This is a genomic window from Winogradskyella sp. ECml5-4, from assembly GCF_036903175.1.
In the GTDB taxonomy this organism is placed as follows: domain Bacteria; phylum Bacteroidota; class Bacteroidia; order Flavobacteriales; family Flavobacteriaceae; genus Winogradskyella; species Winogradskyella damuponensis.
Map to the genome: position 1 here is coordinate 110,134 of NZ_JAYJLF010000006.1, position 14,502 is coordinate 124,635.

13 protein-coding genes and 1 riboswitch are annotated in these 14,502 nt (G+C 33.7%); of the genes, 9 read left to right on the forward strand and 4 right to left on the reverse strand.

All coding sequences use genetic code 11. The annotated features are described in order from the left end of the window. Positions 1–439 precede the first annotated feature (439 nt). Together VDP25_RS06735 and VDP25_RS06740 are read left to right on the forward strand one after the other, a co-directional pair. Complete coding sequence (locus VDP25_RS06735) at positions 440–1,174, forward strand: LytR/AlgR family response regulator transcription factor (RefSeq protein WP_334468091.1); 735 nt, start codon at positions 440–442, stop codon at positions 1,172–1,174. Positions 1,175–1,366: 192 nt separating this feature from the next. Further along, on the forward strand, positions 1,367–3,136 hold the full coding sequence (locus VDP25_RS06740) for a tetratricopeptide repeat-containing sensor histidine kinase (RefSeq protein ID WP_334468093.1): 1,770 nt from the start codon (positions 1,367–1,369) through the stop codon (positions 3,134–3,136). Between the two features lie 40 nt (positions 3,137–3,176). Here the strand turns inward: VDP25_RS06740 and VDP25_RS06745 are convergent, their stop codons facing one another. After that, a complete protein-coding gene (locus VDP25_RS06745; protein ID WP_334468095.1) occupies positions 3,177–3,749 on the reverse strand; it encodes a DUF3109 family protein in 573 nt (190 codons plus the stop codon). A 170-nt stretch (positions 3,750–3,919) separates the two neighbouring features. Here VDP25_RS06745 and VDP25_RS06750 point away from each other — a divergent pair, with 170 nt between their 5' ends. Genes VDP25_RS06750 through VDP25_RS06760 form a run of 3 tightly spaced genes read left to right on the forward strand, consistent with a single transcriptional unit; the run spans position 3,920 to position 5,317 of the window. Next, complete coding sequence (locus tag VDP25_RS06750) at positions 3,920–4,501, forward strand: MarC family protein (RefSeq protein ID WP_215928049.1); 582 nt, start codon at positions 3,920–3,922, stop codon at positions 4,499–4,501. A gap of 10 nt (positions 4,502–4,511) precedes the next feature. Further along, positions 4,512–4,712 carry a hypothetical protein gene (locus tag VDP25_RS06755; protein ID WP_215928050.1) on the forward strand — a complete coding sequence of 67 codons (201 nt, stop codon included), beginning with the start codon at positions 4,512–4,514 and terminating at the stop codon, positions 4,710–4,712. Next, positions 4,712–5,317: an FAD-dependent oxidoreductase gene (locus tag VDP25_RS06760; protein WP_334468103.1), complete on the forward strand. Its 606-nt coding sequence runs from the start codon at positions 4,712–4,714 to the stop codon at positions 5,315–5,317. The genes VDP25_RS06755 and VDP25_RS06760 overlap by 1 nt, the downstream gene beginning before the upstream one ends. 4 nt (positions 5,318–5,321) lie before the next feature. Here the strand turns inward: VDP25_RS06760 and VDP25_RS06765 are convergent, their stop codons facing one another. From VDP25_RS06765 to VDP25_RS06775, 3 genes are all read right to left on the reverse strand, one after another. Beyond that, positions 5,322–6,932: a S41 family peptidase gene (locus VDP25_RS06765; protein WP_334468393.1), complete on the reverse strand. Its 1,611-nt coding sequence runs from the start codon at positions 6,930–6,932 to the stop codon at positions 5,322–5,324. Between the two features lies 1 nt (position 6,933). Continuing rightward, entirely contained in the window at positions 6,934–7,386 is a 453-nt protein-coding gene (locus VDP25_RS06770) for a deoxycytidylate deaminase (protein ID WP_215928052.1), read from the reverse strand. A 106-nt stretch (positions 7,387–7,492) separates the two neighbouring features. Further along, complete coding sequence (locus tag VDP25_RS06775) at positions 7,493–8,083, reverse strand: HupE/UreJ family protein (RefSeq protein WP_215928053.1); 591 nt, start codon at positions 8,081–8,083, stop codon at positions 7,493–7,495. Positions 8,084–8,218: 135 nt separating this feature from the next. Beyond that, a riboswitch (SAM riboswitch) is annotated at positions 8,219–8,342 on the forward strand. A 100-nt stretch (positions 8,343–8,442) separates the two neighbouring features. On the opposite strand from VDP25_RS06775, the gene VDP25_RS06780 reads away from it, so the two are divergent. The 4 genes from VDP25_RS06780 (at position 8,443) to metF (ending at position 14,499) form a co-directional block, all read left to right on the forward strand. Continuing rightward, entirely contained in the window at positions 8,443–9,612 is a 1,170-nt protein-coding gene (locus VDP25_RS06780; RefSeq protein ID WP_334468106.1) for a trans-sulfuration enzyme family protein, read from the forward strand. An 82-nt stretch (positions 9,613–9,694) separates the two neighbouring features. Next, positions 9,695–10,696, forward strand: coding sequence for a homocysteine S-methyltransferase family protein (locus tag VDP25_RS06785; protein ID WP_334468108.1), 1,002 nt, complete (start codon positions 9,695–9,697; stop codon positions 10,694–10,696). Next, positions 10,696–13,428, forward strand: coding sequence for a methionine synthase (gene metH / locus VDP25_RS06790; RefSeq protein ID WP_334468111.1), 2,733 nt, complete (start codon positions 10,696–10,698; stop codon positions 13,426–13,428). Before VDP25_RS06785 ends, metH begins: the two co-directional genes overlap by 1 nt. 114 nt (positions 13,429–13,542) lie before the next feature. Beyond that, positions 13,543–14,499 carry a methylenetetrahydrofolate reductase [NAD(P)H] gene (gene metF, locus VDP25_RS06795; RefSeq protein WP_215928062.1) on the forward strand — a complete coding sequence of 319 codons (957 nt, stop codon included), beginning with the start codon at positions 13,543–13,545 and terminating at the stop codon, positions 14,497–14,499. The last annotated feature ends 3 nt before the right edge of the window (positions 14,500–14,502 follow it).

The window sequence follows — 14,502 nt, forward strand, 5'->3', positions numbered from 1 at the left end:
TTACAATGCTATTTTAACTGTTAAAACCAAAATAAAAAAGAGCGTTTAGATAACGCCCTTTTTTCCCTAATAACTAACTAAAATTAATAATAAACAATAAAAAAATTACGTTATTATAAATTAACACTGAAATGAAAAAGTCAGAATTTTAAAAACTCTGATTATTTCCTAATTAATAGCTTTTAACCAAAAAAGCAACCCCTCAATTTGCTGTATTTTTGGTTAATTTCAATACCCAAAGATGCCTATAAATTGAGTGCTATCACAATTGTAATGTATGACTGGTTAAAAAAAGTGTATAAATGGGCACCGTATTTTAAGTGTATTTTTTTTTAGCATTCTACACATAAAACCATGCATTACATACATATTTAGATACAAAACATTCATTATGTATATACCTTTATATGTATATCTTTATATCAAATAATTCAGAAGCATGTTAAAAGCAGTAATCGTAGATGATGAGCCAAAAGCAATTCAAAGCCTCATATGGGAACTTAGTAACTTTAACCAAGAAATAGAAGTTATGGCTTCTTTTTCCAAACCTGATGATGCTTTAAAGTTTTTAAACACAAACACACCAGACTGTTTATTTTTAGATGTACAAATGCCCACTATTGGTGGTTTTCAGTTTTTAGAACAATTAAAAAATATAAATTTTGCTGTTGTAATCACTACCGCTTACGACGAGTATGCTATAAAAGCTTTAAAACACGAAGCAATAGATTACCTTTTAAAACCTATAGATTCTGATGATCTAAGCGCGTGCATCTCTAAAATAAAAAAACATAGCGAACGCACCGTTAATTCTCAAAAATTAGAACGTATGCTTTCTAATTTTAATTCACAATTCGATAAAAAAAAGATCACCATTAACACTGATGGGAAATTACTTTTTTTAGATGTAGATGATATTATCTATATAGAATCTGACGGTAATTATAGCACGCTATTTTTACAGAATAGAAAAAAAATAGTGCTCACCAAGAAATTAAAAGAAGTTGATGCCATCTTACCAGAACATTATTTTTTCAGAATTCACAATTCTTATATTATTAATCTCAATAAAATAAAAGCATTTATTAAAAATGAAGGGTATGTGATTATGGATAGTGAACACAAGATCCCTGTAGCGAGACAGCGTAAATCAGATTTTCTTGAAAAACTATAAACCAACACTATGAACTACTTATTTAAGTATCAACTACTAAACCTGTGTCTGGTTTTTTTCTTTTTTGTTTCATATGGCTCTACGCAACAGACAAGTTTTGAAAACTCATTAATCTACATAAAAAACAATTCACCCTCTGAACACACCAAAATTGATTCTCTATTTAAACCGTTTGAACACGATAGTGTAAAAATGAAACGTTTGCTTAGCGTTTCTAAAAACATTTCCGCCTTTGAAACCTGTAGCTATGCACTTAATGCTCTAGGGGTTATCCAAAGAAATATTTCTAAATATGATGAGGCTATTGCCTTACACGAAGAAGCAAAAACTTATGCAGACAAAGCTAAAAGTACCGAATTTAAGATTATTAGTCTAAATATGATTGGTGTTGTTTACAGGCGAATGGACATGGTTAAACTAGCACTAGACCACCATACAGAAGCTTTAAAAATAGCCTACTCCGTAATAAACCCATCACTTGCAGTAACCAAAAATATTGCGGTTTCACAAAATAGTATTGGTAATATTTATTTAGCTTTAAAGCAATATGATTTGGCCATCAATCAATTTAATAAATCCCTTGAAATTGAAAAAAGTATAGGTAATAAACTAGGCTTAGCTATTAATTATCACAATATAGGCTATGCAGAAGAAGCTAAAGGCAATTTAAGTTCTGCCTTATCCAATTTTCAGAAATCATTAGATTACAACAACATGATTGATTCTGAAACCGGACGCCTTATTTGCTATAATAGTATTGGAGAAGTTTATCTTAAACAAGAAAATTACGAGGAAGCAGAACCTATTATTAAAGAGGCTTTAAATAAAGCTCTAAATATTGACGACCAATACTATATTTCGGCTTCATACCTTAATCTTGGTCAATTAGAAATAGAAACCAACCAACTCACTTCTGCAGAAAAGCATTTAAAAAAAGCGCTCGACATTGCAACTTCTTATAATTTAAAATCTACTGTAGCAGAATCTAGCAAACTACTATCTGAGCTTAACCGAACCAAAAAAGATTTTGAAACAGCATTAAAATATTACCAACAAGCTGTTGAAATAGAGAACACCATATTAACTGAGCAAAATTTACAATATGTAAATGATATTGCAGTTGAATATGAAAATGAAAATAAAAATAACCAAATTAAAGCCTTAGCTTTAGAGAATGAATCTGTTCGTTTACGACTAGAGCGAAACAAACAGATCTTACTATACACATCCTTACTTATAGGAATAATAGGTGTCTCCCTTTTTATTATCCACAGAACAAAAGCTTTAAAACGAGACAAACATATTTTAACCTTAGAACAAGATATGTTGCGAAGTCAGATGAACCCTCATTTTATATTTAACTCGTTAAACTCCATTAAACTTTACATTATTAATAATGATAAAACTAATGCGGTTTATTACCTCAACAAGTTTTCAAAACTAATTCGAAAAATCCTAATGGCGTCAAAAGAGAAAGAAACATCCCTAAAAGACGAGCTCGAAACCATGAAGTTGTATATGAATATTGAAAACATTCGTTTTGATAATGAAATAAATTTTAACATTACTGTAGATCCAGCAATAAATACTGAAGCAACCAAAATACCCTCTTTAGTGCTTCAACCTTTTTTAGAAAATTCGTTATGGCATGGTTTGTCTTCAAAAGATAGCAACAAAAAAATAGATCTTATTGTAAGTAAAAAATTGCCCAATTTTATAACCGTTGAAATTATAGATAATGGTATTGGCAGAATTGCATCGCACAAAATTAATGAGAAGAAAAAACTAGAACGAAATTCTGTAGGTATAGATATCACAAAAGCAAGATTGGCTAATTTTTCAGAATCATTTCAAAATTCATACACTTTAGAAATTGAAGATTTGTACGAAGATGAAACCCCTTCAGGTACTAAAATAATCTTACACATACCAACAAAACTAAAGGCTAACATTACAATTTAAAGCCAAGCTTCAAAATTCTATTAGAGTAATGTAACACGTTTTATTTTCCGAAATTTTTCTCAGCCACTTTCTCCAATTCAGCATACCAATCTTCTCCAAATTTTCTAATAAGGGCTTCCTTTACAAACTTGTATATTGGCACTTGTAATTCTTTGCCTAAAGTACAGGCATCGTCACAAATTTCCCATTTTTCATAATTAACACCAGAAAACTCAGTGTATTCCTTCACTCGTATTGGATATAAGTGACAAGACACTGGTTTTTTCCATTGAATTTCTCCCTGATTATAGGCTTCTTCAATAGCGCAAAGTGCTGTTTTTTTCTCATCAAAAATAACATAAGCACAATCTGCTCCATTAATTAATGGAGTTTCAAAATCTCCAAAACTAGAGGTAATTGAAGTGCCTTGCGCTTCAATAGCATCAATCCCTTCTTGGCGAAGAAATGGCTTTACTTTTGGATAGATATCTTCTAAGATTTTTACCTCATCTTTATCTAAAGGCGCACCAGCATCTCCATCTATACAACAGGCTCCTTTGCAGGCTGAGAGATTACAAACAAAATCTTTTTCTATAATGTCTTCTGAGACTATGGTTTTTCCGAGTTGAAACATCCGGCAAAAATACTTAAACTTAACCGATATTTAATATTGCAAATATGTAATATTATCGCACCTTTGCAAAAAATTTCAAATCCACAGCGGATGTTTAGCCAATAAGATCATAAAAACCAAATACTTATAGCTATATTAAGAAACAATATAAAGATTAAAATCACAACGAAATGCAACTTAATTTTAAAGAAATATTTACAGCTTTTATGATCCTTTTTGCCGTAATCGATATTATTGGAAATATTCCAATTGTCATAGATTTACGTAAAAAAGTTGGACATATTCAAAGTGGAAAAGCCTCTATAATAGCAGGTGTAATCATGATTATTTTTCTTTTTGTTGGAAAAAGCTTGCTAAGTCTTATTGGTATAGATGTTAACTCGTTTGCTGTTGCAGGTGCTTTTGTCATCTTTTTTATTGCCTTAGAAATGGTTTTGGGTATTACGCTTTATAAAGACGATGAACATAGTGCTGTTACAGCTTCTGTTTTTCCATTGGCTTTTCCGCTTATGGCAGGACCAGGAACATTAACTACTTTATTATCGCTACGTGCAGAATTTGCCATTGAAAATATAATTGTTGCTGTAATTAGTAATGTTGTTGTTATTTATATAGTATTAAAAACATCTTCAAAAATAGAGCGCATCATAGGTACCAACGGAATTAACATTATAAGAAAAATATTTGGTGTAATTTTGTTAGCCATAGCAGTAAAGTTATTTGCCCACAACATTAAAGCTTTACTGGTTTAAATTTTTAAACATGAAAGTATTTACACTAATTCTATCCGCTATTGCATTAGCACTCATTATTTTTAATGCGACAAAGTTAAATTTTGAAGCGCTTTTTGAAGGAGAAAGTCAGACCGCACTAATTACAATTACGGCTGCGTTTTGTGCAATTATTTTATTACAGATTCTTAGAATTTCTAAGAAGATTGAAAAATTAAGCAAACAACGATAATGACTTTTGATGCTCTAATTATTGGCGGTGGAGCTGCAGGATTATCTTGCGCTTTAGTTTTAGGTTCTGCACAACACAAACCTTTTGCAGAAGGCAAGCACATTGGCATTATAATGCACCAAAAAACATCGCATTTACAAACCGCTTTGTTTAATAATGTTTTAGGATTACAAGCAGGTACGCTAGGTGCAGACATTCTAGAGGATGGTAAAAACCAATTAACAGATCTTTATCCGCATATCTCTCAGATTGAAAATGAAAAGGTAAATGCTATCGATAAAGATCACGGTGATTTTATAGTTACTACAAATCAAAACAGTTACCGATCTAAAATTGTAGTTGTTGCTGTAGGCTACACTAACTTAATGACCATAAAAGGTCTTAAAAACTACACAGAACCACACCCAAGAGCTGCTATTGAAAAAGATAGAATTTGGTTAAAAAACACAGATCATCTCATTGAAAAAAACCTTTACGTAGCTGGCACTTTAGCCGGTTGGAGAAGTCAATTTGCCATGGCATGCGGAAGTGGCGCACACGTAGCGACAGATATTTTAACGCTTTGGAATAATGGGAAACACACCAAAATTCACGATAAAATATAAGCGTTTAATTTTGTTTAAAGTTTGGATATTCTTTGCTTAATAAAATCACTTCTTGCACCATAATATCCTCTTTATTTATAATTTCTTCAAACGCATTATCATCAAATAACTGACGTGCAAGTGTGGCTTTAATAAGGCGTCTTATTTCGTCATTATAGGCTACAAACGTAATATTAGTACGTTCTTTTTTATTAACATATTCTTGAAAACGCACAACGATATCATCACTAACTTCAAAATTATTAATGAAATCGTATTTTGAAATATCTTGATATATACTGCGATCTTTATCTAATTCTTCAAAGACAAAATAACCAAAATGACCGCGTCGTCTTAGATAATTTATAGTTTCATTATCAAACAAACGATCAACAGGAACAAATACATCTGGGATGATGCCTCCACCTCCATACACCACTTTTCCTTTTGGTGTGGTAAACTTTAATGAATCATCAACTTCTATGCTTTTTTCATCAATCAGTTCTCCTGTCCTTAAACGCTTGTAATAATCTTTGTAATAGTTTTCACTATCTCCATTAGTATAAGGTCTTTGAATAGAACGCCCTGTAGGAGTATAATATCTAGAAACGGTTAGTCTTACAGCACTTCCATCTCCTAAAGCCATTTCTCGCTGCACCAAACCTTTTCCATAAGAACGTCTTCCTACTATTATACCTTTATCATTATCTTGAAGTGCTCCAGCAATAACTTCGCTTGCCGATGCAGAGTTTTCATTTATTAGAATATATATTTCGCCCTCTTCAAAATCTCCATGTTGTGTTGCATATATGCGTTCTTCTTTTCCTTTTTTGTCTTTAGTAAACAGAATCAGCTTATCGTCTTCTAAAAATTCATCAGCAATCTGCTCTGCAACACCCAAAAACCCTCCTGGATTATCCCTTAGATCTAAGGCTAGTTTTGTAGCACCAAGTTCTTTTAATTCGCCTAATGCCAACTTAAATTCCTTAAAAGTAGATTCTGCAAAACGATTCATTTTTATATAACCTAAATCGTCCGTTAGCATATAAGCTGCATCTACACTTTTAATTGGAATACTTTTGCGTTTTACTTCAAACTCTAAAAGCTCCTCTTCACCTTTTCTAAAAACTGTCAATTTGACCTTGGTGTTTTTATCACCTCTAAGCTTATTTCCTATAAAATCATTATCAAAATCAACTCCATACAGTGTATCTCCATCTGCTAAAAGAATTCGATCTCCACTCATAATTCCAGCACTTTCACTTGGCCCACCCTCTGTTGGTTTTACTACAGCTATAGAATCTCTATAAGGGTAAAAATTAATACCAATACCTACAAAATCACCTTTCATATTTTCAGTGATGCGCTGTAAATCTTCTTTAGGAATATACATCGAATGTGGATCTAAATTGTTTAAAATCCCATTAACAGTAACATCTACAATGCTATCTGTATTAACCTCTTCTACGTATTCGTAATCTATATAATCTATTAAACGGTTGAGCTTATTCTTTTTACTATTAGTTGAAAAAAGATTATCTGAAGTATCTGCAAAATTTAATTCGCCACCTATAATAACTCCTGCTGCAATTGCAACGCCTATAATTAGTGGTATGTATTTATTTTTAGTTGCCATACTATTTCCCATCAGAATGGGAATCTGCATTTAAGTCTTCTATTAACTCTAGTTCTATACCTGCTTTTCTTAAAAAATCAATTCCCGAACAATCCTTATAACCTTCATGATACACCACTCTTACAATACCAGCTTGATGAATTAGTTTACTACATTCCTTACAAGGCGACAACGTAATATAAAGCGTCGCTCCTCTACAAGATTGTGTAGATGATGCTACTTTTAATATAGCATTGGCTTCTGCATGTAACACATACCATTTGGTATACCCTTCATCATCTTCGCAATAATTTTCAAAACCTGTTGGAGTACCATTATAACCGTCAGAAATTATCATTCTATCTTTTACAATAAGCGCACCAACTTGTTTGCGTTTACAATGTGATAATTTCCCCCATTCTTTAGCTATACGTAAATAGGCTTTGTCGTAACGTAATTGTTTTATATCTGACATTAATTCTTGTTCTTGTACAAAGTATACTAGTTAGTAACGAAGATATAAGCTTAGTATTTTATAACCAATTTACTATCAGTTAAAATTTTACCAAACTTTTAAAATTTTACTTTAAAAAATCACTTTGCGTAATCATTGGAATTACCAATCCAATAACTATAGCTGAAAGCACCATCATCCAGTCACGACGTGAAAATCTAAATACCGTTTGACATAAAAACCCTATGAATAAAACGACAAATACGATAATGACTTGCGCAAGTTCAATACCTAAAGCAAATTCTATTAGAAGTTCCAATTTATTTTCTGATTGCCCTGAAAACATTTTAAATTCTCTTGCAAAACCCAAGCCGTGTATCAGTCCAAAAAATAAAGTTGTAAAAAATAGTAGGCCAAATTTATTCGTTTTAGATTTTTTACCTGCAGTAAACACGTTGTAAATGGCCATGATTAAAATAGTAATTGGTATTAAAAACTCTACTAACTCACCATTAATACTCACCACTCCATAAGCTGCCAAAACCAATGATAACGTATGGCCTAAGGTAAATGTCGTAACTAAGACCAAGACACGTTTCCAATCATTAAAAACATAAGGCACAGCTAATACCATTAAAAAAAGGATATGGTCATACCCATTAATATCTAAAACGTGGTTCATGCCGTATTGTACATTAAACCAGAAATTTTCTAACATAATTATTGTGTTTGGGAAAACCAAAGTTACAATTAAAATGCAATATGTTTCCATTAAAATAAAGTGAATAAAATTTGTATAATCCTATTTTCTTTCGGAATATTGTAACACACAAAGTTCAAATAACTTACTGAAATGTTATCAAGAAAGGTGGAGGGATTAGACCCATTGAAGCCTTAGCAACCCTTAAATTTATTAAGAAGGTGCTAAATTCTACTTAATTGGCGATTCATTTATCGCGAAATTGGATAGATAACCAAACCTAATTACTCATCTGTAATTACTACTCTTTATAACATTTTCTAGAAAATTGCGTCTACGACGTATTTGGTTTTTTGATATTATCAAATGATTAGAAAATGAGTTCCAAACACATTGAAACACAAGCCATACGCACACAGATTGAACGTTCGCAATACTTAGAACATTCAAGCCCTTTATACCTCACATCGAGTTATGTTTTTGAAGATGCTGAAGATATGCGTGCCTCTTTTGCAGACGAAAAACAACGGAATATCTACAGTCGCTATTCCAATCCAAACACTTCTGAATTTGTAGAAAAGGTATGCCAAATGGAAGGTGCAGAACGTGGTTATGCCTTTGCTTCTGGTATGTCTGCTGTATTTTCAACATTTGCAGCCTTATTAAATTCTGAAGATCACATTGTATCTTGTCGTAGTATTTTTGGTTCTACACAAACCCTATTTAATAATATATTGCCAAAATGGAACATCGCAACAAGCTACTTTAAAATGGATGAATTAGATACCATTGAAAGTCTAATTCAACCCAATACCAAAGTGATTTATGCAGAAAGCCCAACAAATCCTGCTGTAGATATTTTAGACTTACAACGTTTAGGAGATATCGCTAAAAAGCATGGACTTATATTTATTATCGACAATTGCTTCGCAACGCCTTACTTGCAACAACCTATAAAATTTGGTGCCGATTTAGTCATTCATTCTGCCACCAAATTAATGGATGGCCAAGGCCGCGTTTTAGGAGGTGTTGTTGTGGGGAGTTCCAATTTAATTCAGAAAATTTATTTGTTTTCTAGAAATACAGGTCCTGCTTTATCTCCATTTAACGCATGGGTGTTATCTAAAAGTTTAGAAACCTTAGCGGTTAGAGTCGATAGACATTGCGATAGTGCTTTAAAAGTTGCTACCTTTTTAGAGTCTCACAAGAATGTGAATGTTGTAAAATATCCATTTCTAAAATCACACCCACAATACGAATTAGCCAAACAACAAATGAAATTAGGCGGAAACGTTGTGGCTTTTGAAATAAAAGGAGGCATTGAAGCCGGTAGAACCTTCCTAAACTCCATTAAATTATTATCACTATCTGCAAACTTAGGAGACACTAGAACTATTGTAACACATCCTGCATCAACAACACATGCTAAAATACCAGAAGATGTACGATTAGAAACCGGCATCACTTCAGGATTAATACGAATTTCTGTCGGTTTAGAACATCCAGAAGATATTATTAACGATTTAAAACAGGCATTAGAAGATTAGGCAATGAATCCTTACTCAAAAGTTGAATAGTCCGATGGTCCCCTTGAGGGTACTTTAGGGGTGTTTTAAAAATTTAAAAGCTATGAGCAATATAAAAGACGAATTACAAAAACGCATATTAGTTCTCGATGGAGCCATGGGAACCATGTTGCAACAATATAACTTCTCGGAAGAAGACTTTAGAGGCGAACGTTTTAAGGATTACCCATCTCCTTTAAAAGGCAATAACGATTTGTTATCCTTAACCCAACCAAAAGCTATAGCTGAAATTCACGCTAAATATTTTGAAGCTGGTGCTGATATTGTGGAAACCAATACCTTTTCCGGAACCACCATTGCCATGGCAGATTACAACATGGAAGATTTGGTATATGAGTTGAATTTTGAATCGGCTAAAATCGCCAAAGAAGTGGCAGACAAATTCACAAAAGCAAATCCTGACAAACCGCGTTTTGTTGCAGGTAGTATTGGACCAACCAATAAAACAGCAAGTTTATCACCAGATGTTAACCGCCCAGAATATAGAGCCATTACGTTTAATGAATTACGTATTGCCTATAAACAGCAAGTAGAAGCGTTAATTGATGGCGGTGCCGATTTACTTTTAGTAGAAACTATTTTTGATACTTTAAATGCAAAAGCCGCTTTATTTGCCATTGAAGAAGTCAAAGAAGAACGTCATATCGCTATTCCAATTATGGTTTCTGGAACCATAACGGATGCTTCAGGAAGAACCTTATCCGGACAAACAGTAGAAGCATTTTTAACCTCAATATCACATATTCCCTTATTAAGTGTTGGCTTTAACTGTGCCCTTGGCGCGCAACAGTTAAAACCGTATTTACAGCGTTTATCTAACGAAACGAATTTCTATACCTCAGCACACCCAAATGCAGGATTACCAAATGCTTTTGGAGAATATGATGAAACACCAAAACAAATGCAAGGCTATATTGAAGACTACCTTAAAAATAACCTTATCAATATTATTGGCGGCTGTTGTGGCACAAGTCCCGCGCATATTAAAGCCATTGCAGATGTCGCAAAAAACTACAAACCAAGATTAATACAAGAATTAGCATAATGGCAGAATCTGATTGTAAGAAATACTTAACCTTATCTGGGTTAGAACCTTTAGTGGTAACACCAGACAGTAACTTTATTAATATTGGAGAACGCACCAATGTAACTGGTTCTCGAAAATTTCTTCGTCTCATAAAAGAAGAAAAATACGATGAAGCTCTAGAAGTGGCGAGAGACCAAGTCGATGGAGGCGCACAAATTCTAGATGTTAATATGGATGAAGGGATGCTCGATGGGGTTTATGCTATGACGACCTTTTTAAACCTCATCGCTTCAGAGCCCGATATTTCTAGAATCCCCTTAATGATAGATAGTTCTAAATGGGAAATCATTGAAGCAGGCTTACAAGTTGCTCAAGGAAAATGTGTGGTTAATTCTATTAGTTTAAAAGAAGGTGAAACACAATTTAAACACCACGCCAAACTCATCAAACGTTACGGAGCCGCAGTTGTGGTAATGGCTTTTGATGAAGACGGCCAAGCGGACACTTACAACAGACGAATCGAAATCTGTAGACGTTCCTATCATATTTTGGTGAACGAACTTAAATTTCCTGCGCAAGACATCATCTTTGACCCTAATATTTTTCCAGTAGCCACAGGTATGGAGGAACATCGCAGAAATGCGCTCGACTTTTTTGAAGCGACCAAATGGATTCGTGAAAATTTACCATATGCTAACGTTTCTGGAGGTGTGAGCAATGTGTCGTTTTCGTTTAGAGGAAACAATATCGTTCGTGAAGCCATGCACTCTGCCTTTTTATATCATGCCATTAAAAACGGTATGAATATGGGCATTGTAAATCCAACCATGTTAGAAGTTTACGATGAAATAGACAAAGATTTATTAGAGCGTGTTGAAGATGTTTTATTTGACAGACGTGAGGATGCTACAGAACGCTTATTAGATTTTGCCGAATCGGTAAAAGGACAAAAAAAGGAACACGAGGATAAGGTTTTAGAATGGAGAAGTCATCCATTGCAAGATCGAATTACACACGCTTTAGTAAAAGGTATTGATGCCTTTATCTTGGAAGATGTTGAAGAAGCACGATTGGCATCCGCCAAACCCATTGAAGTTATAGAAGGTCATTTAATGATTGGGATGAATGTGGTTGGCGATTTATTTGGAAGCGGTAAAATGTTTCTGCCTCAGGTGGTAAAATCGGCTCGTGTAATGAAAAAAGCCGTCGCTTATTTACAACCGTTTATTGAAGCTGAAAAAGACGGCAAACAAGAGTTCGCTGGTAAAATTTTAATGGCGACAGTAAAAGGTGATGTTCATGATATTGGAAAGAATATTGTAAGCGTTGTGTTAGGTTGTAATAATTACGAAATCATTGACCTTGGTGTTATGGTACCACCAGAAAAAATTATTGAAACCGCCATTAAAGAAAAAGTAGATATTATTGGTTTAAGTGGCTTAATTACGCCTTCGCTAGATGAAATGGTCTATGTTTCTAAAGAACTCGAAAAACAGAATGTAAAAATCCCACTTATTATTGGTGGTGCAACAACCTCTAGAGCGCATTCTGCTGTAAAAATTGCACCGCACTATAACAATACAGTGGTGCATATTAATGATGCCTCGAGAGCGGTAACGGTAGTTGGAAATTTACTTCAAAACGATAGTCGAATTTATAAAAATCAGATTAGAGAAGAGTATGATGCATTCCGTGAACAATTCTTAAAGCGTACCAAGAAAAAAGACTATTTAACGCTTTCGGATGCTCGAAAAAACAAGTTAAGAATCGATTGGAATACCTCTAACATCGTAAAACCTCAGCAATTAGGCATTCAAATTATAGATGATTTTGACATCACTAAATTGGAAGAATTTATAGATTGGTCACCCTTTTTTAGAAGTTGGGATTTACATGGCAAATATCCAGATATACTAACAGATACCGTTGTTGGAGAGCAAGCCACAGAGTTGTTTGCGGATGCTAAAATATTATTGAAACGTATTTTTGAAGAAAAGCTCTTAACAGCTAAAGCCATCTTTGGATTATTTGAAGCTAATACGGTTAATGATGATGATATTGAAGTGACAATCTCTGATGATTATACTGAACTTGATTCAGTGTCTCAGAAAGAAGGTCTCGACGGCACTCGACCAAACAAATTAAAATTCTTAACCCTTCGTCAGCAATCCAAAAAAGCCCAAGGCAAACCCAATATTGCACTAGCCGATTTTATTGCACCTAAAGCTTCAGGAAAACAAGATTATATGGGATGTTTTTGTGTATCCACGGGATTTGGAACAGCAGCATTAGCTGCCCAATTTGAAGCGGAACACGACGATTATAATTCCATTATGATTAAAGCCTTAGCTGATCGTTTGGCAGAAGCTTTTGCGGAATACCTACACAAAGAAGTCAGAACCAAACATTGGAGCTATGCAAAAAACGAAAACTTAACTAATGCCGATTTAATAAAGGAACAGTATAAAGGTATTCGTCCCGCACCTGGTTATCCTGCTTGCCCAGACCATTTAGAAAAGACCAGCATTTGGAAACTTTTAAATGTAGAAGAAACCATTGGAGTAAAACTCACGGAAAGTTTAGCCATGTGGCCAGCGGCGAGTGTTAGTGGTTATTATTTTGGAAATCCCGAAGCCAAATATTTTGGATTAGGAAAGATAAAAGAAGACCAAGTGGAAGATTATAGTAAAAGACGACACATAAGCATAGATGAGGCTACAAAATGGTTGAGCCCGAATATTGCAGATTAATAGAATTATAATTATAGACCTAGCAGGTTTTAAAAACCTTGCAAGTCAAAAAATAATGTCTATAAAAAATTAAGATTAAACATTAAAGAGATACCTGCTTTCGCAGGCAATAGTATGAAAGTAACAGACCATATAAAAAACGCGAACGGAAAAACACAATTCTCTTTTGAGATATTACCTCCATTAAAAGGGCAGCATATTCAGTCTATTTTTGACAATATAGATCCATTAATGGAATTTAAACCACCATTTATTGATGTTACCTATCACAGGGAAGAATATGTTTTTAAAGAAGTTGAAAATGGATTGCTAAAAAAACAAGTTGTTAAAAAACGACCTGGAACAGTTGGGATTTGTGCTGCGATTCAGAATAAATACGGAGTAGATGCTATTCCTCATATTTTGTGTGGAGGCTTTACCAAAGAAGACACAGAAAACTTCTTAATTGATTTGGATTTTTTGGGCATTGAAAATGTTATGGCATTACGTGGTGATGCCGTTAAAAGTGAAACCTACTTTAAACCTGAAAAAGAGGGTCATAATTATGCCTGTGAACTCGTAGCTCAAATTGATGATATGAATAACGCTAAGTATTTAGATGATGCCTTACAAAACAGCTCTGCTACAAATTTTTGTATTGGTGCAGCTGCATATCCAGAAAAACACATGGAAGCTCCTAGCTTAGATAGTGATATTCATTTCTTAAAAAAGAAAATTAAAAATGGGGCGACCTATATTGTAACTCAAATGTTTTTTGATAATCAGAAATATTTTGACTTTGTTGCTAAATGCCGAAAAGAGGGCATAACGGTTCCTATTATCCCCGGACTAAAACCTATTGCGACTAAAAAACAACTGAATCTAATTCCACACCGTTTTCATGTAGATTTACCAGAAGAATTAATTATTGCTATCGTAAAATGCAAAGACAATAAAGCTGTACGACAAGTAGGAATTGAATGGTGTATTCAACAATCCAAAGCGCTTCAAGATGCAGGCATACCTGTGCTTCATTATTATTCTATGGGAAAAAGTGACAATATTCAGGCTATTGCTTCTGCGTTATTTTAGATA